This is a genomic window from Halomonas sp. DP5Y7-2 (genome assembly GCF_019802025.1).
GTDB classification, from domain to species: Bacteria; Pseudomonadota; Gammaproteobacteria; order Pseudomonadales; family Halomonadaceae; genus Halomonas; species Halomonas litopenaei_A.
In genome coordinates this window covers 401128-422722 of the sequence record NZ_JAHVHY010000001.1, presented here as the reverse complement: position 1 = coordinate 422722, position 21595 = coordinate 401128, and the positions used below count along the sequence as shown (strand labels likewise).

Below are 21595 nucleotides of genomic sequence, written 5' to 3'. Positions count from 1 at the left end.
ATTGATTACTATATCGTTCCACATCGCCCCTCCTCGGCATGTCACCGAGGAGAGGCGTGCGACAAGGAATAGAGAAGATGCGAGCAATGTCCCGTAAAACATCCGCAGGGGTGGTGGCAGCGATCGGCCTGGCCGCTCTTGCCCTGTTGGCGCCTGTCAGTGCCAGTGCCCAGCAAGATAGTCGTGTGCTCGAGACCGCCAACGGCAAGGTCACGGTCAACGGGCAGCCGACGCGTGTCGTCACGCTATACGAAGGGGCGTTGGACGCTTCTCTGGCTGCCGGGGTAACGCCGCTGGGCGCGGTGGCGACGCGTGCTGCCGAGGATGTGGCGGACTATCTGCGCGATGACGTTCCCGATATTCAGATCGTCGGTACCTCCGGTGAGGTCAATGTCGAGGCGGTGGTCGGGCTCAAGCCTGACCTGATTCTGGCCTCCTCGCGTCTGTCTGACGAGACTTACGCGCTGCTATCCCAGCTGGCGCCGACGATCGTGCCCACTACCCAGGGCTTCGATGCCAATGCCTGGAAGGATGAGGCCCGCCTGTTTGGCGCCGCACTGGGGCATCAGGACCAGGTGGACGCAGCCATTGATGCAGTGGAAACCCGCGCCGCCTCATTGGCTGATCAGGTCGCCGAGCGCAGCGCGGGTGACAGCGCTTTCCTGATCCGCTGGATGCCCCAGGGGCCGCTGGTGATGTCGACTCGGCTGTTTTCCACCGGCTTGCTCGAGGCCGCTGGCCTGGACGTTCAGGACGATGGACTGGTGCCTGACAACCGTCCGCATAGCGACCCGCTGAGCCTCGAGTCGCTGTCGCGTGTCGACGGTGACTGGCTGTTCCTTGCCACGCTCGACGAGAAGGGACAGGAAGCGCTGGCCCAGGCGCGCCAGAGCGATGCGTTTGCCCGGCTGTCGGTGGTCGAGAACGATCGCGTCGTGGCGGTGAACGGTCAGCTGTGGACCAGTGCCAATGGTCCCATCGCCGCCCAGGCTGTGCTCGATGACATCGAGCGGGCACTGGAGGTCACTGCCGCACCGTGACGTCACTTCGACATGTTCCAGGAGGGCCATTGGTGGCCCTCTTTGTGTTGCTTGGGCTCGCCGTCATGGCGAGCCTTGCCGTGGGTGCGGGTGAGCTCGGTGTGGTCGACTCTCTGCAAGTGCTGATGGGGCAGGGGGGGGAAGAGGCGTCCTTCGTTGTCTGGCAGCTGCGACTGCCGCGCACCCTGGTGGGCCTGGTAGTGGGCATTGCCCTCGGCGTGTCTGGCACCCTGCTGCAGTCCATGACCCGCAATCCGCTGGCTGAACCTGGCCTGCTCGGCGTCAGCGCGGGGGCCGCCTTTGCCGTGGCGCTGATGTTGCTGGCGGGAGGCAGCCTGCTTCAGCTGCGCATCGGTGTGGCGCAACTGGGGGCGCTGGCCGGTTGCCTGTGCGTGCTGGGCGTCAGTCGCATCCGTGGCTTGGGCAGTGATCCGATTCGTCTGGTGCTGGCGGGGGCGGCATTCTCGGGCCTGCTGGGGGCCCTGACGTCGCTTATTCTGCTGACCGACCGCCGCGCCGCTGACGAGATTCGCTTCTGGGTGGTCGGCAGCCTGTCAGGACGTCAGCTGGAGGACTTGCTGGCGGTGCTTCCGAGCATGGCGATCGCGGGACTGGCACTGATCGTGGTAGTGCGACCGATGGCCAGTCTGGCCCTGGGCGAGCGCGCCAGCGCTGGGCTTGGGCATCACCCCGGCAGGCTGCGTCTGATGGCGGTGCTGATCGTCGCGGTACTGGTGGGCGGAGCCACCGCCGTGGCCGGCCCCATAGCGTTCGTGGGGCTGGTGGTTCCCTTTGTCGCCCGCGCCATCGCCGGGCCTGAGCTGCGTCGCACGCTATGGCTGTGCCTGCCGCTGGGACCGCTGCTGGTGTTGACCGCCGATGTCGTCTCCAGACGGCTGGTGGCACCCTCTGAAATGCCGCTGGGAGTACTGACCGCCCTGTGCGGGGCACCGGTACTGATCAGCGTTGTGCGCGCCCGTCGCCTGCCGAGTCTGTAATGATGTCGATGCCTTCTTGTTCCTCACATAGCCCTTCGAATAGCCCTTCGCATAGCCCCTCACATAGCCCTTCGCATAGCCCCTCAAATAGCCCCGCCACGCTCCCGGAGAGCGCCGAACATCGCGGCCCGCTGCCACAGGGCATGTGGCTATGGCGTTATCGCGGGATCAGCCTGCTGCTCGACCGGCGCCATTGGTCAGGGGTGCTGTTACTGTTGGCTGCGCTAGGACTGGCGAGCCTTGCCTACCTGTGTCTCGGCGAGCAGCACCTGCCTCCACAGACCCTGTGGGACGTCATGCTCAACCAGGCGGGGCCCCTTGATACCTTCGTGGTCGAGCAGCTTCGCCTTCCTCGCCTGCTGGCGGCGCTGTCCACTGGCCTGGCCTTTGGACTTGCCGGCTGCCTGATGCAGACCTTGGCGCGCAATCGGCTGGCGACGCCGGGCATCATTGGCATCGATAACGGCGCCACCGCCTTTGCGGTGGCCTCGGTGCTGGGCATGGGGCTCAGCCTGGCGCCTTCCGCCATGGCGCTGGCCGGGGCGGCGACTGCCGCTGTGCTGACCTTCGGCCTGGCCGCGGGAGGGGGCGCCCGTGGCTATCGCTTTATCGTGGCCGGGATAGGGGTCGGTGCCATCTTTGGGGCAGTGACCCAATTGATGCTGTCGCGGGCGGCCATCGATGTGGCCAATGCAGCCTACCCCTGGACCGTAGGCACGCTGAACGCGCGTCCTGCCGGCGCCGTGCAGGTGTTGGGTGTTGGGCTGCTCGTGCTGGTGCCGCTGGCGCTGTGGCTGTCGCGGTCACTGGCATTGATGCGCTTTTCCGATGCCGTGGCCACCGGCCTGGGGGCACCGCTCAAGCGACGCCGGGCCCAGGTGCTGGTGGTCTCGGTGGCGCTGACTGCCTTGGCCGTATCAGTGGCAGGGCCGGTGGGCATGGTGGGGCTGCTGGGCCCTGAAGTCGCGCGCCACCTCTGCGGCAACCGTCAGGTACCGCTGCTCGGGGCGGGGCTCGCCGGGGCCATGGTCATGGTGGTGGCCGATCTGGTGGGACGGTTGTTGCTGTCTCCGCTAGAGCTGCCCGTGGGTATCGTCACCGCGGTCGTCGGTGGCCCCTGGCTGATCTGGATTCTGGTGCGCCGCTGATGAGGCCTCGGTTGAGTGGTTGCCCATGGTTGGGCGCACGTCTAGAGCCTATTTAGAAAATTTAGATAGTTGAGAGAGTCTTGATGTCACTCCCATCATCGTCACCGCAACAGCCTCGGCCGATGGCCCCAGAACCCGCCCCCTACGTGGTGGAAGACCTGGTGCTCAGCCATGGCCGCCTGCGCGTCATCGACGGCTTGAACCTGACCATTCCTCAAGGCCAGCTCACGGCCATCGTGGGGCCCAATGGCTGCGGCAAGTCGACGCTGCTGGCGGGACTTTCACGGCTGCACACGCCGACACAGGGCAAGGTCTGGCTGCAAGGCCAGGAGCTCAAGCGCCTGAGTGCAAGAGACCTGGCGCGCCGCATTGCCTTGCTGCCCCAGGAGGCCTCCGCCCCCGAGGGGCTTAGCGTCAATGATCTGATCCGCTTCGGTCGCCAGCCTCACCAGTCCTGGTATCGCCAGTGGAGTGAGGAAGATCAGGCCGTGGTCGCCCAGGCCATCGCCAGCGCGGGACTACAGACGCTTGCCGAGCGTGGTCTGGAGACGCTCTCCGGAGGCCAGCGCCAACGAGCCTGGATTGCCATGACCATCGCCCAGCAGACGCCCATTATTCTGCTGGACGAGCCGACGTCGGCGCTGGATCTTGGCCACCAGCTGGAGGTCTTCGAGCTATTGCATCGGCTGGTGCTCAAGGGGCGCACCATCATCATGGTGGTGCACGACCTGACCAGCGCATGCCGTTATGCCGACCATCTGGTGGCGATGCGGGACGGTAAGCTAGTCGCGGAGGGAAAGCCGCAGGAGGTGGTGACACCTGCCCTGGTCAGGCAGCTCTATGACGTTGACTGTTCGCTGGTGGAAGATCCGCTGACGGGCAAGCCGCTGCTGGCAGGCTTGAGGCGGTCCGAGCAGAGCTGACGCGATGCTGAGCCCAGGGACGTTAGACCTATCCAGGAACGTTAGACATATAGTGCGGGCCTAAAACGCAACACACCCGGTCGATGACCGGGTGTGTGATGGCGTCAAAGGATAGTAGCCTGTGACGTTCAAGCTACCCCATTAATTGGCGGCATCTTGTGCAGCGTCTTCGGCATTGTCGCCAGCGTTTTCGATGGCATTACCGGCGCTGGTCAAGGCGTTGGCAGTGGCGGACTTGGTGGTCTGCCAGGCACTCTGAGCGCCTTCCTTGGTGTCCATCCAAGCCTGTTGCACGTTGGTCTTGGTCTGATTCCACCAGGTGTTGGTGTACTCAGGCTGTGCGGAGATTTCATCCTGAGTGATGTTCAGGTGAACGGAGTATTCGATGTTGTCCAGGCTGTCGCCGTTGGTGGTCTGAACGGTAAAGTCGCCGGTCTCGACCACGTACTGGTTTTCGCCCAGGTCGAGCAGGTCGCCTGCTTCCACCACGATGGCGCGGATTTTCATGTCATTGTCGAGCAGGATATCCTCGACTTCGCCCACCTCGTCCTGGCTTGAGCCTTTGGCAAAGACATCGGCATCGAGCAGCTCTTCAGCGGAGTAGAGGCCTTGCGGCTCGCTGTGTGCGGCCTGATTCGCGCCCTCGTTGTGATGATCGGCAAGGGCGGTGGTGCCCACGGCCATGGAGCCGGCGAAGACAGTGCTTGCGATAGCGGTAGTCAGCAGATTCTTGCGGATCATTCCTTTTCTCCTTCTGGCGAGTGGTTCTTGCGATCCTCTCGGTTGCGGCGTGTTCCAGTGCAGCAACCTGTCTTGCTTGCAGCGACGCAAGGATGCTCATCGCGACGCTGTGATATCTATTGTGGAGGTTATGTACAAGATTTCAAGGGCGCGTTGTGAAAGAAATATGTAAGCCCGTGTTGCTGCTTCATGACAGGTTCAGGGAAGCGTATAGCCCGACGCCATGGGGAAAAGGCACGGCGGTTGAGCCGCGCGTAACGCTGCGAATCGGCGGCGCAGGCATTTGTGCAGTGTTTCCCTTGCGTCGACGGTTCGCTCTGGGACAATGCACGCCCTGGTGTGGCAAGCCAGCCATGACAAGCCAGTCGTCACAAGCCAGCCGTGACACGCCGACAACCATGGACCTGGTCACACGTTGCCAAAGAGGCTGCGCCCAGTGGTGGTCTGTGAGCGTGGAGAAGTCCTGCGGCGTAGAGCAGCATTCAGCGAGCTAAATTCCCCCTGAGAGGCGTGAGTCATTGGAACTATTAAGTGTCGTCTACCGCTACTATCGTTGGCCCTTTGTCGGGGTGATGCTGCTGAGCCTCGTCAGCGCGGCCCTGGGGATTGGAGCGATCGCCTTCATCAACCGCCGTCTGATCGAAGTGTCGGGAGACGTCGGCAGTATTCTGCCCCAGTTCTTGGGCATTGTAGTGGCGCTACTGGCCGTGACGCTGGCTTCGCAACTGGCGCTGACCACGCTGGGACATCACTTCGTCTATGGACTTCGCTCGCGTCTGGTCAAGCAGATTCTGGACACCGATATCGAGCGCCTGGAACGTCTAGGCAGTGCCGAATTGTTGGCCAGCCTGTCCAGCGATGTGCGCAATATCACGATCGCTTTCGTGCGTCTTCCCGAGCTGGTTCAAGGCATTGTATTGACGCTAGGCTCAGCGCTTTATCTCGGCTGGTTGTCGCCAGGGCTGTTGATCGTGACCAGCCTTTGGGTCGGGGCGACCATGGCAGCCGGAGCCTGGTTGGTCAGACGCGTGTATCGCCATCTGTCCCAGGTGCGCGAGACCGAGGACGCGCTGTACCGCGATTATCAGGCGGTCATTGATGGTCGCAAGGAGCTGGCGCTCAATCGTGACCGAGCCCAGGCACTCTTTGAAGACACCTACGACCGCGATGCCCGGCGCTATCGCCACCACATCATCCGCGCCGATACCTATCACCTGAGCGCTGTCAATGTGTCCAACATCATGATGTTGGGCGCCATCGGTGTGGTGTTCTATCTGGCCAACGGGCTGGGCTGGGCGTCTACCGAAGTCGCGGCCACCTTTTCGCTGACCCTGTTGTTCCTGCGCACTCCCCTGATCTCTGCGGTGGGCGCCTTGCCCACGCTGCTGAGCGCTCAGGTTGCCTTCGATAAGATTCGTGGGCTGGATCTGGCTGAGCCCCGTCAGGAATTTGGCCGTCGAGCGGCGGTGAGCGGAGCATGGCAAGAGCTACGGCTGGAGGGCGTCAGCTTCCGCTATTCATCGTCGCATACCTCTGCAGGGGACTCTGGTGGATTCGTGGTCGGCCCCCTCGATCTATCGCTTAAGCGAGGTGAGCTGGTGTTTTTGATCGGTGGCAACGGCAGCGGCAAATCCACGCTGGCAAAGCTGTTGACCGGACTGTATCGCCCTCACGAGGGCAGCATGACGCTCGATGGCAAGGTGTTGAATGACAGCGATCGAGAAGGGTTTCGTCAGCGCTTTTCCGCGGTGTATACCGACTTTCATCAGTTTGACACCCTGGTCGGACCCGACGGGGCCTCGCCTGACCCGGTACTGGTGGAACGCTGGCTCGATGTGCTCAAGATGCGGGACAAACTGCACTTCGATGGGCAAAGGGTGACCAATCCAGAGCTGTCTCAGGGACAGCGCAAACGCCTTGCACTGCTGATGGCGGTGGCGGAGGAGCGCGACATCCTGTTGCTCGACGAGTGGGCGGCGGATCAGGATCCGCAGTTCCGGCGTGTGTTCTATCAAGAGTTGCTACCCAAGCTGCGGAGCATGGGCAAGACGGTGTTCGCCATCAGCCATGACGATCACTATTTTCAGCACGCTGATCGACTGCTGGAAATGCGCGCCGGACAGTTGATCGAACTCACCGGGGAAAATCGCGAGGCCGCCAGTCGTGATGCCGTGGGACGCCTTGAACAACATTAGCGTACTCACCGGTCCGACAGTGAAGGCTGGGCAGCTAAGGCGCCCAGTGGGCCAAGCCAAGCTAGGAAGTCAGTAAGCTCGCCCTGACTGGCGCGTACCGTGATGGTACGGGAGGGCTGGGAGAGCTGCCCGGAGAGCTGCCCGGAGAGTGGCTGGGAGAGTGGCTTGGAGAGCGGCTTGGAGAGCGGCTCGGAGGAGGAGATCTTGGCGGGTTAGGTCGTAGCGATATGCCGATCGTTGACCGTAACCCGCATTTGGTGGAGAAGCGTTGACTGCTCGTGGAGGATAAATTGCGAGATTAAATGAAAACAATTAGCATGTAGATGTTGTTGTTTTCTTGAGCAGGATTCCCATTGGCGTTCCTGCTTGGTCGTTCGCTCTGACGCTGCCTCCGAGGTTCTCCATGCTCCCCCAGCACCACTCACTATCCCGTCACCCGCTTGCACGGGCGGTTCACTATGCCACCGTGCCCCTGATCGTCGGGTGGGTTCCGATGGCCTCGCTGGCGATGGCACAGGAGGAAGCGGTCACCGAGGTCTCCAGTGACACCATGGTCGTGACGACGTCTACCCTGAAGGTCGATACGCCGGTGCTGGAGACACCGAGGTCAACCTCCCAGGTCTCCCGAGAAGAGCTCGATAACCGCCAGGTCAACAAGTACGACGAAGTGCTGCGCTACCGCAGCGGCGTGGTATCGCAGCCGTTCGGCCAGGACAACAAGGCAGATTGGTTCTATATTCGCGGCTTCAATGGTGAAGACTCGCTCTATCAGGATGGCTTGCGTCAGTTCCGCGAGGGTGGCTACTTCTGGTGGAGCACCGAGACCTTTGGTCTGGAAAGCGTTGAGTTGCTCAAGGGGCCTGCCTCTATCCTGTACGGTGAGGCGCCTCCCGGTGGGGTCATCAACGCCATCAGCAAGCGCCCGACGGAAGACCAGCAGGGGCTTATCGAGCTGCAGTACGGTAGCGATAACCACGAGCAGGTCGGCGTCGACGTCTCCGGCCCTGTGGCCGGCCGCGACGATGTTCGCTATCGCATGGTGGGACTGTTCCGCGAGAACGATGCGCAGATCGACCACGCGGACAACCAGCGCGTCTATCTGGCGCCGAGTCTGGCGGTGGATTTGTCCGACGATACCAGCATTACCTTCCTGGCAAGCTACCTGAAGGATCATGGCACCCCCACCAACGGCTTCAAGCTGCCTTACGGCACCGTCGACAGCACGCCTTTTGGTCGGCTCGATCCCGAAGACAACCTCGGGGAGCCGGGCTACGAGCGTCAGGAGCATGAGCAGTGGGCGCTGGGCTACGAGCTGTCCCATCGCCTGAATGACACCTGGGACATCGAGCAGAACTTCCGCTACAGCCATCTGGACCTGCTGGAGCGCGACGTCTATGTGTCTTATCTGCTGGATGATCGCAATGCCCAACGTGGCCTGACCTATCGCGATGGTGACTTCGATGCGGTCACGGTAGACACCCGTGCTATCGGCCGCTGGTACAGCGATCGTACCGAGAACACCCTGTTGCTTGGCGTCGACTATCAAGATCTGGATATCGACTACGACAACTACGATGACTTCGCCTTCGGCTTGCCCTTCGATATCTTTGATCCCGAGTACGGCAACTTCACGCCGTCATCGCGGACAGGTAGCGACCATGATGAGGGCAAGGAGCAGCTTGGCTTCTACGCTCAGAACCAGCTGCGTCTGGACGATCGCTGGATCTTTCTTGCCGGCCTGCGCCATGACAGCGTGGATGTGACCAATCGCATCAACGGTGAAGATAATGGCGGTGGTACCGAGGATGAGACGAGCTTCTCCGGCGGTATCATGTACCTTGGCGACTATGGTATCTCGCCATATCTGAGCTACAGCGAGTCCTTCTCACCGCAGATCGGCACCGATCCGGACGGCCGCGCCTACCGCCCCAGCGATGGCGAACAGTGGGAGCTGGGGGTGAAGTATGCACCTGACTGGCTGGATGGTTATGTCACCGCGGCAGTCTTCGACCTCAAGGAAAGCGATACCCTCTACACCAGCGGTGAGTCGGCCAATCGCCAGGGGGGAGAGCGGGAGTCCCAGGGCTTTGAGATCGAGGGGGTAGGCTACGTGACCGATGACCTCAAGGTCACCGCCGCGTACACCTATACCGATGTACGGGTAGACTTGAGTCGCGAAGAGCAAGACCTGCGCGCGGGTCTGATTCCGCGCAACCAGGCGTCGCTGTGGCTGGACTATGAAGTGCCAGGAGCCCTGCATGGACTTAACCTGGGCGGTGGCGTGCGCTATGTGGGCGAGACCAAGGACAATCCTCGTTACTCGGATACCCAGGTGGACTCCTACACCTTGTGGGACGCCAAGGTCAGCTATGACATCACGCCGCAATGGACCGCCCAGGTCAACGTCAACAACCTGACCGACGAAGAATATGTGTCCGGTTGTGACTACTGGTGCTACTACGGTGAAGAGCGCAGCGTGGTAGGCAGCATCAAGTACCGCTTCTGACCACAGCACGTAGTCTAAGTGAGAACGCCCGACCAGGCTCTGCCGGTCGGGCGTTTGTGTGTCTGCCGGGAGGACGTCATGGCTGGCGTTTCAAGAACAACGCTGTGAAGGTGTCGGCGCCTTGTTGACCCCTGCCTGGGCCAGTCGCTCGCCGTCTGCGACCTCGCTAAAGCGGTCCAGCAAGAGCTTCAGCTTGGGGGTAATCCAGCGCTCGCAGAACGGCCGCGAGGGGTCGCTGTAGAAGTAGTCCTGGTAGTCCTCCTTCGAGGCGCGAAAGTCCACCAGTGGCAAGACCCGGGTGAGCAGGGGGGCGTCGAAGTCGTCCTGCAACTGGGCCAGGGTGTCTCGAGCCGAAGCCGCCTGAGACTCGGTCAGCACATAGATCGCCGAGCGATAGCGGTCGCGGCGCTGGTGGTCTGCGGTGGCCCGGTGGGTGTAAAGGTGAATCTCGATCAGCACGTCGAGGGGCAGTCGAGAGGGGTCATAGTCCACCACCACGGCTTCATGAAAGTCCGAGTGCTCGCCGTCGGCGGCGACCCAGCCCTGATGGACGGATTCGACTCCCTTGAGCGACTGGTAGACCGCCTCCAGGCACCAGTAGCAGCTGCCGCCGAGGGCCAGGCGGCCGAGGGAAGGACGGAGCAGGGGCAGGCTGTCGTGCATCGGGATTCCCTCGTTTGCGGAGCGGTTTTGTCACCGATTACACCTTTAGCTTACAACTTTCGCAGCCCCCACATGAAATAGCTGCCGCCAAGAATCGAGGCGACCAGACCGGCAGGTATCTCCTGGGGGAATAGCAGCTGTCGCCCGACCCAGTCGGCCAGCACCATCAGCAGGGCGCCGATCAGCGCCGCACCGGCCAGATGCAGGCGAGCGCGAGAGAACCCCATCAGCCGCGCCATATGAGGAGCCAGCAGGCCGACGAAGGACAGCGGCCCGACGATCAGCGTGGACGCGGCAGTCAGCACCGCCACCGTTGCCAACAATCCCAGGCGAGCGTTTTCCACATGGATGCCAAGGGCCTTGGAGGTGGCGCTTCCCAGCGGCAGGATATCCAGCCAGCGGGCCAGCAGCTGGGCAGCCAGGGCGACGGCCGCACCGGCCACCAGCACCACCAGCGCCGAGGTCGGGTCGACGTAATAGGTCGAGCCAGACAGCCAGGCCATGACCTGTTGCCCGCGGGGGTCGCCTCCCACCATGATGATGGAGCGCACCGCGTCGAACAGCGCCGTGATGGCCACGCCGCTGAGCAGCAGGCGCTCGGGCTGGAAGCCGCTGGCGCGGTTGAGTGCAACCAGCAGCGCTAGTGTCACCAGCGCCCCCAGGGTGCCGGTTCCCAGCAGCAGCAAGTGGCTGGGTCCGGGCACCACAAAGATGGTGATAATCAGCGCGATGGCTGTGCCACCACTGATGCCCAGCAGTTCGGGGCTTGCCATCGGGTTGGCGGTGACGCGCTGGATCAGGGTACCGGCGATGGCCAGCAGGGCGCCGCTGCCAGCGGCCGCCATGATCCGTGGCCAGCGCCAGTCGAGTACCTGGACCTCTGTGCTCAGTGACCAGCCCGTGCTGGTTTGCCCGGCGAGTATGCCGACCAGCATGGCGATCACCAGTGCCGCTGCGAGTCCTGCCAGCAGCGGGACAGGCGTCGAGGTTCGCAGCACCAGGGGAGCCGATGCCGGTGGTGGCCGACGGGGCGTCAGCTTGAGCCGGGGGATCAGCCACAACAGCAGGGGAGCACCCAGCATCGCCGTGGTAGCCCCTGTGGGAAGCAGTGTCGGCAGTGCGTCGATGCCGCCTTGCAGCACCAGGTCGGTGACGGTCAGCAGCAGCGCGCCAAACAGCATCGACCAGCCCACCCGCGCCGGCAGCCGTCGGGCACCGGCCATACGTGCGATGTTGGGGGCCGCCAGACCGATAAAACCAATGATGCCGACAGTAGCCACCACGCAGCCTGTCAGGAAGACCGCCAGGCCGAGGCCGCCCAGGCGCAGCCACTTGAGTGACACGCCGAGGCTCTTGGCGCTGGCATCATCGAGCTCGAGCAGTGCCAGCGGGCGAATCAGCCAGATGGCCAGGGCGCCAGCGACCAGCACGCGAGGCAGCAGGTAGAACACCCCGTCCCAGCCATTCTGGGCCAATGATCCTGCACCCCATACCAGCACCCCCTTGAGCGCCTCCTGGTTAAACAGCAGCAGCACGATGGCCAGGGCGCCGAAGTACAGATTCACTACCAGACCACCGAGCACCACCACGCCAGGCGACAGGCCGCGCCGCCAGCCCAGCGCAAATACCAGGCCCATGGCCAGGGCGCCGCCGGACAGGGCGACCCACTCCCGTCCAAGGGCGAGCAGGCCCGGCGCCACCAGGGTGGCGATCATCAGGGCCAGGTTGGCCCCACTGGCGACGCCCAGGGTGGTGGGTGCTGCCAGGGGATTGCGTAGCACCTGCTGCATCAACACTCCAGCCAAGCCCAGGGCTGCGCCGGCGGTCAGGGCAATGGCCAGTCGCGGCCACCAGCTGTAGTGCAGTACCAGTGACGAGGGGGTGGTCACGTCAAGCGAGGACAGTGCGGCCAGGGCAGAGCTTGCGCCACCCAGGCCTTCAAGGGACTGCCACGCTGCCAGCAGGCAAAGGGCGACGAGCACCGCGGCGGTTGCACTCAGTCGGTGTGATTGCCAGCTGCGGGTGTCAACGGCCTGCATCAAGGGTCTCGCTATCACGGGAGGAGGGTAGGAGCATCGTCGTTTCGCGCTGGGCGGAGCGCGTCGTTGTTGTGGTGGCTGCGGGGCTGTCTGCACCCAGAGCCTCACCCAGCTTGCTGGCGAAGCGGTTGGCAGAAGGCAAGGCACCAAAGCTCCACACCGGTGGCAAGGTCACGACGTCGTTTCGTTTGACGCTTCCCAGATGGCGCCATAGCCCGCTGTCGGCCAGCGCCTCGCGCACTCCCGCAACATAAGGTTCGACCACCACGATACGGGCCTGTGGGTAGTTGGCCAGCTGTTCGATGCCGATCAAGCTGAAGCCCCAGACATTGGTGGTGCCGGTCCAGGCGTTGGTCAGGCCCATCCGCTCGATCACGGCCTGATACAGGCTGTGGTCACCAAACAGGCGCACGTGACGCTCATCCATGAACTGGATCAGCAGCAGCGGGCGCGTGTCCTCGGGAAGGCGATCGGCAATCTGCGCGATATGCGCCTCGCTGCTGGCAATAAGGCGCTCCGCCTCCGCCTGGCGGCCGACCAGTTCGCCCAGTTCGCGGGTCAGGGTCAGTGCTTCGTTCCAGAAGTCACCGTCCCCGCTGTACATCGAGAATTGCTTCACCTCGGCAATGGCCGACAGTCGCGGTGCCAGATTCGCAAACATGGGAGAGATGACGATCGCGTCCGGGTTCAGGTCGGCCAGCAATTCCAGGTTGGGCTGGGTGCGCAGGCCAATATCGACACTCTGAGCGGGTGCTTCGAGCCCCACCCAGCTTTCATAGTCATCGGTCTGGGCCAGTGCCATGGGCGGCGCCTCCAGGGCGACCAGCGTTTCTGCCAGGGTCCAGTCGAGGCTCGCGATGCGTGGTGAGGCCAGACAACTGGCGGACAGTGACAACACTCCCAGCGCCAGTGCTGTCAGCCAGCATGAACGCAAGGGGCGCGGCAATCGTCGAAAAAGCGGGCGGGCTGGCAGTGAAAGCCGACGGAGCATCATTGCACCAGGGCCACGGCGTGCTCGCCACTGGGGTGGGGCATGACCTGCATCGGGATGCCGTAGATATCCTCAAGGACGTCTCCGGTCATCAGTGTCTCCGGGCTTCCCTCGGCGATGACCTGGCCGCTGTGCAGAGCCACCAGGCGGTCACAGAAGCGTGAGGCCATATTGATGTCGTGAAGCACGATCACCACGCCCAGGTCGAGCTCACGGCTGAGCTTCTTCACCAGGGTCATCACCTCCACCTGGTGAGCGATATCCAGGGCTGCCAATGGCTCATCGAGCAGCAGCAGACGACTGCCCTGGGCCAGCAGCATGGCGAGCCACACGCGAGTACGCTCGCCCCCGGACAGGGTGTCCACCAGGCGCTCGGCAAAGGCCTCGGTGTGGGTCAGTGCCATGGCCCTGCTGACGTGCTCCTGGTCGTCTAGGCGCGAACGCCCGAGCAGTCCCTTCCAGGGATAGCGGCCAAAGGCGATAAGCTCGCGGCAGGTCAGGTTTTCGGCCCCAGGCAGGTGCTGGGGGAGGTAGGCCACCTCCCTGGCGAAGGCACGGCGCCCCCAGCTTTCAAGGGGCTGGCCGTTGAACAGGATGCGTCCTGCGCTGACCGGTTGCTGCTGCGCCATCAGCTTGAGCAGGGTGGACTTGCCCGAGCCATTGTGGCCGATCAAGCCATGCACGCGGCCCGCGTCGAAGGTTAGGCTGGTGGGGGCCAGCAGCGTCTTGCCCGGAATCGTGAAAGAGGCGGACTGAAGGTCGAACATGAACAAGGGCTCCGCTGGGTCGTCCGGGCGATCGGAATTACACTCTTAATGGATAGGAATGGTTATCAATTTGTTTGCTGTTGTCAATCCGATGTGTCATCAGGGAACATCGGGCAGTCGCCGTTGGCTAACCCTTGTAGAAGAGGCGTAAAAGATGCCACCCTGTGGCCTACGGCATCGGGCCTTGCCGAGGTGAGCCAAGGTCGCTGAAGCGACGCCGCTGGACGAGAACTTTTCCAGCGCTGCAGGCGCTAGCGAGACCGTCGCGACTTGCCTATAGTATGAGGCCCACGATGACGCAAGCTGGTGAGTGGGATAGGATTATCCCCCTGAATCAGCCCAACTTTACAAGGAAGGAGGTATCACCATGGCACATACTCTGCCGGAACTGCCCTACGCCTACGACGCACTGGAACCCTCCATCGATGCGCAGACCATGGAGATCCACCATTCTCGTCACCACAACACCTACGTCACCAACCTGAATGGTGCGCTGGAAGGTACTGGTCTTGAAGACCTGCCGGTGGACGAGCTGGTTGCCAACCTTGAGCGTCTGCCTGAAGACAAGCGCCAGCCGGTCATCAACAACGGCGGTGGTCATGCCAACCACTCCCTGTTCTGGACGGTGATGTCCCCGAACGGCGGTGGTAACCCGAAAGGCAAGGTGGCTGACGCCATCGAAAAGGAACTTGGCGGCTTTGATGCCTTCAAGGATGCCTTTACCAAGGCCGCTCTGGGCCGTTTCGGTTCTGGTTGGGCGTGGCTGTCCGTGACTCCGGACGGCGCCCTGGTGGTGGAAAACACCCTCAACCAGGACAGCCCGCTGATGCACGGCAACACCCCGGTACTGGGGCTGGACGTGTGGGAGCACGCCTACTACCTGAAGTATCAGAACAAGCGTCCTGACTACATCGCCGCCTTCTTCAACGTGGTGGATTGGGACGAAGTCGAGCGTCGTTACCAGGCAGCCACTGCCTGATCGACACCGGCATGACGTCATCACGACGTCGTCCGACCTGCTAGCAGGTCACGCGCCGCGGCCCCAGGGCCGCGGCGTTTTGCTGTGTAGTTGTTGTGTAGTTGCCGCGTATTGCTGGTGTCGGCGGCCGGGTCTCGCCCTGCGCCAGCGTGTTCATGTTGCACGTCATCAACGGCTTCGCATTCTCAGCACCCGTGTCTTCGCCCCGTGCCGAGGGCGCGAAGCGCTGGCACCGATGTAAGCCGCAAGGAGCCACCACTGTGTCCACTTCCTCCAGCCTGCAGGCCTTGGGTCGCCTGTTGCGCTATGCCCGGGGCTATCGTCGGCGAATCGTCGCCGCGACCCTGTGCTCGATTATCAACAAGTTGTTTGATATCGCGCCCGAGATTCTGATCGGTGTCGCCATCGACGTCGTGGTCAATCAGGAGCAGAGCTTCGTCGCCCGGTTGGGCTTCGTCTCGGCGTCGTCCCAGATCATTGTGCTGGGGGTGCTGACCTTCTTTATCTGGGCGGGAGAGTCACTGTTCGAGTATCTGTTTCAGATCCTCTGGCGCAACCTCGCCCAGCGCCTGCAGGCGGACCTGCGACAGGACGCCTACGAACACGTGCAGCGTCTGGACATGGGCTTCTTCGAATCGCGTTCATCCGGCGAGCTGGTGGCCACCATGAACGACGATGTCAACCAGCTCGAACGCTTCCTGGATGGCGGAGCCAACTCGCTGATCCAGGTTGGGGTGACCGTCGTGGCGGTGGGAGCCGTGTTCTTCGTGCTGTCCCCGTTGATTGCGCTGCTGGCGTTTACCCCGGTGCCATTGATCCTTTGGGGGGCCTTCGTGTTTCAGCGCAAGGCGGGGCCCTTGTACGCCGACGTGCGCGAAAAGGTGAGCGTGCTCTCCAGTCGGCTGTCGAACAATATTCAGGGCATGGCCACCATCAAGAGCTTTACCGCCGAGGCCCGCGAGGCCGAGCGGCTGAAGGCCGACAGTGAAGCCTATGTGGATGCCAACAGTCGTGCCATTCGCATCAGCTCGGCCTTTATTCCGGTGATTCGCATGGCGATCCTGACCGGCTTCCTGGCGACCTTCATCGTCGGCGGCATGCAGGCGCTTTCAGGCGAACTGAATGTGGGAGCCTACGGTGTACTGGTGTTCCTGACCCAGCGCCTGCTGTGGCCGCTGACAGGGTTGGCCCAGGTCATCGACCTGTTCGAGCGGGCCATGGCCAGCACGCGTCGTATCCTTGATCTGATTGCCACACCCATTCGTGTGCGCGATGACGGTCAGACCACGTTGCCGACCCCGGTCCGGGGGGAGGTGCGGTTCGATAAAGTAAGCTTTCACTACGCCGAGAGCCATGCGGGTATCGATGATGTGGATCTGGTGGTGCCCGCTGGACGCACCCTGGCGCTGGTCGGCCCCACGGGTTCCGGCAAGTCCACCCTGATCAAGCTGCTGCTGCGCTTTCACGATCCCGACCAGGGGCAGGTCGTCCTGGATGGCATTCCGGTAGCGGAGCTTCGCCAGAATGCGCTGCGCGATGCCATCGGACTCGTCAGTCAGGACGTCTACCTGTTCGAGGGCAGCGTGCGAGACAACATCGCCTACGCACGACCCGAGGCAAGTCTCGATGAAGTCGTCCGTGCTGCCCGTACTGCCGAGGCCTGGGAATTTATCGAGCGCCTGCCCGATGGCCTCGATACCCGCGTCGGCGAACGCGGCGTACGGCTGTCCGGTGGCCAGCGTCAGCGCCTGTCCCTGGCCAGGGCGCTGCTCAAGGACCCGCCGGTGCTGGTGCTGGATGAAGCCACCAGTGCGGTGGACAACGAGACCGAGGCCGCCATCCAGCGCTCGCTGGCGCGGATTGGCAGCGAGCGCACCGTGATCATGATCGCCCACCGCCTGTCCACCATCGTTCACGCCGACGACATCGTGGTGATGGAGCTTGGACGAGTGGTCGAGCGCGGCACCCACCAGCAGCTGATCGAACGCGGCGGACGCTATGCTGCCCAGTGGCAGGTACAGACCGGTGAGGCCGCCCAGTCGGCTCAGGTCATCTAGGCTGTCCGCTGGCGCTATCAGCTCCGCGCCAGCGCCATCAGCTCCGCGCCAGCGCCATCAGCTCCGCGCCAGCGCCAGCCTCAGTGTCAGCGGCAGTAGCCGTGCCTGTAGCAGAAGCCGTGCCTGCGGCAGAGAAGAGGCCCATCGCGCTTGGCGGCAAAAGTCGCCAAGCGGGCCCGGGGCGTCTAGGGTGAGTAAGTCACTACACACTTTGCTGCGCCGGGACAGCAGGGGGTAGTGACGGAGCCTGATGATCAGGCCAGCTCCCGGTACAGCAGCGAGCACATCGCGCTCGCGGGAGGAACTGCCATGGGCATATCGGCCAAGCAGCGTCCTAAGGCCGCTCAATCAGAGCCGCTCGAGACACAATGCCCTGAGACGGAATGCCCTGAGACGGAATGCCCTGAGACGGAATGCCCTGAGATAGGCAGTCAGGATACGGCCAGCCATGACACGGGCGCGCTCGATATGGGTCGCCACGACAGCAAGCGCTGCGATGCGAATCGCCTCAGTGCTGACAGTCTCGACGTATCGGATCACCGGGTGTCAGGGGGTGTGGCGCGAGAACGCTCGAGTGCATCGACCTTGGCGGGTGAGCAAGGGCCTACTCAGCCAAGCCGAGAGCCGTCGAAGTCCGACGACAGTCGCGGCGTCGATCCTTGCGGTGACCGGGTGGATCAGTTGCTGGATGACATGGCGGCGTTGCTGGATTTTGCGCTGGAAGCGGAAGGCGTGCCGCTGGATGTGGATCTTTCCGCGTATTATCGGGCGCGCCAGCAGCAGAGGCAGAACGTGCCGTTAAGTGGCGCCGACATCGACGGTCTGGTCGCCTGTTACCGTGAGCTGTCGCGCCGCTACCCGGGCATCTCCCCACGCACCTTGGCGGCGACACGTCCCAGCCGGGAAAGCGGCAGACTTCGCGATAGCCGCACCGGGCGCTACCTGATGCGGCTGTGGCAGTGCACCGCGGCGGTGGTGATGCTGGCCATCATCTCCAATGTGATGATGTCAGCGATCGGCGCGGAGGCAGGCATGACGGTTGGCGCTGGTGCGCAGGCCACTCTCCTGGGATTTCTCTACGAAGGTCTGCGTCACACCGAGGCGTTTCTGTATGGAGCGCTCGGGGCCTTTGCCTTTGTGCTGCGGGTCACCGCCAGCCGACTCTACAGTCGTACCTTCGACCCGGCGCGTATTGGCGAGCACGTCAATCGCATCGTGCTCGGCACCCTGTCGGGAGGAGCGATCGTGCTGTTCGTTTCTCAGATTCCCAGCGACAAGGGCGCAGAGGTCGCGCTCAGCGGCGCCGCCCTGGGATTTCTCGCCGGCTACAGTATCGACTTTCTGTTCGGCACGCTGGACCGAATGATTCGCGCCTTGCTGTCCGATGGCAGCACAGACAGTGCCAATCGTGCTGCAAGGGCAAGGCGTGACGCCGATGTGGTGGAAACCCTGGATGAGTTGATGAGCCAGCAGACCGACGCCGAGACCCGGCGCCGGCTTGAAGGCATCATCGAGACGCTGAGACAGCGCCAGCGAGTCTGAAAACGGCGGCTATCCGCTCATCGCCTGGGGCAGGTAGGTAGCGATGCCGGGGAACAGGCTCATGATCACGATGGCCACGATCATCAGCAGGAAGAAGGGCACCGTGGCACGGGTGATCGACATGATGTCGCGGCCGGTGAGTCCCTGGATCACAAACAGGTTGAACCCTACCGGCGGGGTGATCTGTGACATCTCGACGACGATGACCAGGTAGATGCCGAACCAGATCAAGTCGAAGCCGGCCACCTCGATCACCGGCATGATGATCGAGGTCACCAGCAGGATCAGCGAGATACCGTCGAGGAAGCAACCCAGCACCAGCAGGAACAGGGTCAGGACCACCAGTAACCAGGCCGGTGACAGGCCCATGGCGCCGATCTTCTCGGCCAGGTCCATCGGCAGCTGGGTAAAGCTCATGGCGGATGCCAGGAAGGAGGCCCCGGCAATGATGAAGGCGATCATGCAGGAGGTCCGCACCGCGGCAAACAGTGCCTCCTTGAAGATGGCGGCGTTGAAGTGGCCGTTGGCCCTGGCGATCAGCATGGACAGTACGACGCCGGACGCAGCGGCCTCGGTGGGCGAGGCGAGCCCGCCGTAGATGCTGCCAAGAATACCGCCGATCAGTGCCAGCAACGGCAGCAGCTGCAGGCTGCCGGTGAGCTTCTGGCGCAGCGGCATGGCGCTGTCGCGCTTGCCCACCGCGCCCCGCCGATTGCCTACCAGCAGTGACCAGCCGATGACATAGGCCATGAACAGCCCCAGCAACAGCAGACCGGGTCCGACGCCTGCGATGAACAGTCGCGAGATCGACTGCTCGGTGACGACGCCATAGACGATCATCATGATCGATGGCGGAATCAACAGGCCCAGGGTCGAGGCGCTGGCCAGGGTTCCGATGGCCAGATCGTCGTCATACCCTCGGCTCTTGAGCTCAGGCAGCGTCATCTTGCCGACGGTGGCGCAGGTCGCCGCAGAAGAACCGCACACTGCCGCGAACAGCCCACTGCCGATGATGTTGGAGTGCAGCAGGCGTCCAGGAAGTCGGCCGAGCCAGGGCGACAGCGCCTGGAACATGTTATTGGCAAGCCCCGAACGGAACAGGATTTCGCCCATCCACACGAACATCGGCAGGGCGGTCAGGTCCCAACCGTAGCTCGCGCCCCAGAAGTCGGACGCCAGGATAGGTCCGGGCGCCAGGGGAAAGAACAGCGTCAGCACGATAAAACCGGTGCCAAGCAGGGCGTAGGCGATCCATACGCCGCTGCCCAGCAGCAGTGCCAGGGCCAGCAGGGTAACCAGACTGATGATCAGCATAGCGACGGGCTCTCCACGCAGGGGTAGCAAGGGGGCCGTGCGACAGGGCAGGGGATGTCAGTCATGGCCAGCCTCATCATCCGGGGCCTGGAAGCGTTGTGGTGCCTGCAGCGCCTGGCGTGCGGTATCGAGCAAGGCCTCGGCCAGAGCTAGGCTCATCATGACCATGCCGATCAGCAGCACCAGCTGCGGAATCCACAGGGGGATGGCCAGCAGCCCCGACGAGACGTCGTCGTATTCCAGGCTCTCCTGCATCAGCTGCCACAGCGACACGCACAACAGCGCATTGAGCGCCGAGGCGATCAGCAGACAGGCAAGTTCGGTAAAGGCCCGCACCGCCGCAGGAAGACGCTGAATCACCAGCGACATGCGGATATGGGCATGATGGGTGAAGGTGTAGGCCATGCCGAGAAATGTCGCGCCCACCAGCAGGAAGGAGGCCAGCTCCGATACCCCGGTGATTTCGAGGCCCAGGCGCGAGCTGCCGGCCATGACCAGCACGGCGTCCAATAGTCGAAACATTACCTGCAGGGTAATCAGCGTGCAGATGGCGACCATCGAGGCGGCCGCTCCCCATCCGCCCAGGCGGTAGATGGGCATCAGGCGAAATGTCATGAGTATGCTCCCACCGGAGGGCGGACAGGATCAATCAGCGCGGATGGCCTCCAGCGATCGGCAATCCGCGCTGCCTTGACTCACTCGATGTTGCTGCGGTACTCCTCGATCAGCGCCTTGGCGCGATCATCCGCGCGGCTCTCCCAGTCCTGGAACAGCGTGTCGCCAGCCTCGGAAAGGGCTTTAGCCACCGCATCAACGGGCTCGGATATGGTGATGCCATTCTCCTCAAGGGCCTGGGCGCTGCCTGCCATGTCGGCCTTGCTGGCTTCCCAGCCACGCTGTTCGGCCTGGGCGGCGGCCTCCAGCAGTGCGTCCTGAGAGGCCTGGTCGAGACGGTCGAAGGCCTTCTGATTGACGAAGATGATGTTCTTCGGGATCCACAGGTTGGCATCGGTGAAGTGGGACACGTAGTCCCACGCGGCCATGGACTCACCGGTCGACACTGAGGTGATCATGGCGTCGACGCGTCCCGTGGAGAAGGCCGTCGGAATATCCGACTCCTCGGTTTCGGTGGGTAGGCCGCCGAGATTCTCGGTCAGGCGCTGGGTATTGATGTTGGGAGCACGCACCCTGAGCCCTTCAAACTGGGCTGGATCGTCGAGCGCGATGTCGGTGTAGATGCCTTGGGAGGGCCAGGGCACCGCGTACAGCGGTTTCATGCCCTGTTCAGCGAACAATTCTTCAATGACGGGCTTGCTTGCCTGCCACAGCGCCCATGCCTCGTCGTAGCTGCCGGCGAGGCCCGGCAGGGTGTCGAGTTCAAAGACGGGGGATTCGTTGGACAGAATCGACAGGAAGATCTCGCCGGCCTGGACGGTGCCACGCCTGACCGATGGCTTGATCTCGCCATGGCTGATCAGCGAGCCACCCGAGTGCACGGTAATATCCAGCTCACCGTCGGTGGCCTCGCGGACATCGTCAGCGAACTGTTTGGTGTTGACGGTGTGAAAGCTGGCGTCGCCGTAGGGCGTGGCCAGGTTCCAATCGGCGGCCTGGGCGGCGGATGCCAGGCCCGTCAGTGAGGCAACGGCAACCGCCAGACGAAGAGAGCGGAGACAGGGCATGATGGCGAAC

Annotated in this window: 17 protein-coding genes; 9 read left to right on the top strand and 8 right to left on the bottom strand. The window is 63.0% G+C overall.

Annotated elements, in window-relative coordinates:
- The first annotated feature begins 86 nt into the window (after nucleotides 1-86).
- From KUW18_RS01785 to KUW18_RS01770, 4 genes are all read left to right on the top strand, one after another.
- Complete coding sequence (locus tag KUW18_RS01785) at nucleotides 87-1040, top strand: iron-siderophore ABC transporter substrate-binding protein (RefSeq protein ID WP_222485309.1); 954 nt, start codon at nucleotides 87-89, stop codon at nucleotides 1038-1040.
- Between the two features lie 29 nt (nucleotides 1041-1069).
- Nucleotides 1070-2038, top strand: a complete 969-nt coding sequence (locus KUW18_RS01780) for a FecCD family ABC transporter permease (protein ID WP_261395945.1) — start codon at nucleotides 1070-1072, stop codon at nucleotides 2036-2038.
- A 143-nt stretch (nucleotides 2039-2181) separates the two neighbouring features.
- On the top strand, nucleotides 2182-3186 hold the full coding sequence (locus tag KUW18_RS01775) for a FecCD family ABC transporter permease (RefSeq protein ID WP_222483542.1): 1005 nt from the start codon (nucleotides 2182-2184) through the stop codon (nucleotides 3184-3186).
- Nucleotides 3187-3308: 122 nt separating this feature from the next.
- Complete coding sequence (locus KUW18_RS01770; protein WP_222162096.1) at nucleotides 3309-4109, top strand: ABC transporter ATP-binding protein; 801 nt, start codon at nucleotides 3309-3311, stop codon at nucleotides 4107-4109.
- A gap of 141 nt (nucleotides 4110-4250) precedes the next feature.
- On the opposite strand, the gene KUW18_RS01765 is transcribed toward KUW18_RS01770, so the two are convergent.
- Nucleotides 4251-4850 (bottom strand): PRC-barrel domain containing protein, encoded by a 600-nt coding sequence (locus KUW18_RS01765; protein WP_206939655.1) that lies wholly within the window; start codon nucleotides 4848-4850, stop codon nucleotides 4251-4253.
- Between the two features lie 518 nt (nucleotides 4851-5368).
- Here KUW18_RS01765 and KUW18_RS01760 point away from each other — a divergent pair.
- A complete protein-coding gene (locus KUW18_RS01760) occupies nucleotides 5369-7045 on the top strand; it encodes a multidrug ABC transporter permease/ATP-binding protein (RefSeq protein ID WP_222560671.1) in 1677 nt (558 codons plus the stop codon).
- 403 nt (nucleotides 7046-7448) lie between these two features.
- Nucleotides 7449-9551: a TonB-dependent siderophore receptor gene (locus KUW18_RS01755; protein ID WP_222560670.1), complete on the top strand. Its 2103-nt coding sequence runs from the start codon at nucleotides 7449-7451 to the stop codon at nucleotides 9549-9551.
- 90 nt (nucleotides 9552-9641) lie between these two features.
- Here the strand turns inward: KUW18_RS01755 and KUW18_RS01750 are convergent, their stop codons facing one another.
- From KUW18_RS01750 to KUW18_RS01735, 4 genes are read right to left on the bottom strand one after another with little or no spacing between them, the layout of a single operon-like run.
- The gene (locus tag KUW18_RS01750) at nucleotides 9642-10214 is read right to left on the bottom strand and encodes a peptide-methionine (S)-S-oxide reductase (RefSeq protein WP_222560669.1); all 573 of its coding nucleotides are present in this window, start codon (nucleotides 10212-10214) and stop codon (nucleotides 9642-9644) included.
- 50 nt (nucleotides 10215-10264) lie between these two features.
- On the bottom strand, nucleotides 10265-12253 hold the full coding sequence (fhuB, locus tag KUW18_RS01745) for a Fe(3+)-hydroxamate ABC transporter permease FhuB (protein WP_222560668.1): 1989 nt from the start codon (nucleotides 12251-12253) through the stop codon (nucleotides 10265-10267).
- Nucleotides 12240-13187: an iron-siderophore ABC transporter substrate-binding protein gene (locus tag KUW18_RS01740; protein WP_261396386.1), complete on the bottom strand. Its 948-nt coding sequence runs from the start codon at nucleotides 13185-13187 to the stop codon at nucleotides 12240-12242. The genes fhuB and KUW18_RS01740 overlap by 14 nt, the downstream gene beginning before the upstream one ends.
- A gap of 56 nt (nucleotides 13188-13243) precedes the next feature.
- On the bottom strand, nucleotides 13244-14011 hold the full coding sequence (locus KUW18_RS01735; protein WP_222560666.1) for an ATP-binding cassette domain-containing protein: 768 nt from the start codon (nucleotides 14009-14011) through the stop codon (nucleotides 13244-13246).
- A 367-nt stretch (nucleotides 14012-14378) separates the two neighbouring features.
- Here KUW18_RS01735 and KUW18_RS01730 point away from each other — a divergent pair, with 367 nt between their 5' ends.
- From KUW18_RS01730 to KUW18_RS01715, 3 genes are all read left to right on the top strand, one after another.
- Nucleotides 14379-14990 (top strand): superoxide dismutase, encoded by a 612-nt coding sequence (locus KUW18_RS01730; protein ID WP_206939619.1) that lies wholly within the window; start codon nucleotides 14379-14381, stop codon nucleotides 14988-14990.
- A 260-nt stretch (nucleotides 14991-15250) separates the two neighbouring features.
- On the top strand, nucleotides 15251-17047 hold the full coding sequence (locus tag KUW18_RS01725) for an ABC transporter ATP-binding protein (RefSeq protein ID WP_315899899.1): 1797 nt from the start codon (nucleotides 15251-15253) through the stop codon (nucleotides 17045-17047).
- A gap of 468 nt (nucleotides 17048-17515) precedes the next feature.
- Nucleotides 17516-18589, top strand: a complete 1074-nt coding sequence (locus KUW18_RS01715; RefSeq protein ID WP_222560664.1) for a hypothetical protein — start codon at nucleotides 17516-17518, stop codon at nucleotides 18587-18589.
- 9 nt (nucleotides 18590-18598) lie between these two features.
- On the opposite strand, the gene KUW18_RS01710 is transcribed toward KUW18_RS01715, so the two are convergent.
- From KUW18_RS01710 to KUW18_RS01700, 3 genes are all read right to left on the bottom strand, one after another.
- The gene (locus KUW18_RS01710; RefSeq protein ID WP_222237240.1) at nucleotides 18599-19903 is read right to left on the bottom strand and encodes a TRAP transporter large permease; all 1305 of its coding nucleotides are present in this window, start codon (nucleotides 19901-19903) and stop codon (nucleotides 18599-18601) included.
- A 57-nt stretch (nucleotides 19904-19960) separates the two neighbouring features.
- Complete coding sequence (locus tag KUW18_RS01705; protein WP_222560663.1) at nucleotides 19961-20518, bottom strand: TRAP transporter small permease; 558 nt, start codon at nucleotides 20516-20518, stop codon at nucleotides 19961-19963.
- 80 nt (nucleotides 20519-20598) lie between these two features.
- Nucleotides 20599-21585, bottom strand: coding sequence for a TRAP transporter substrate-binding protein (locus KUW18_RS01700; RefSeq protein WP_222560662.1), 987 nt, complete (start codon nucleotides 21583-21585; stop codon nucleotides 20599-20601).
- Between the last annotated feature and the right edge of the window lie 10 nt (nucleotides 21586-21595).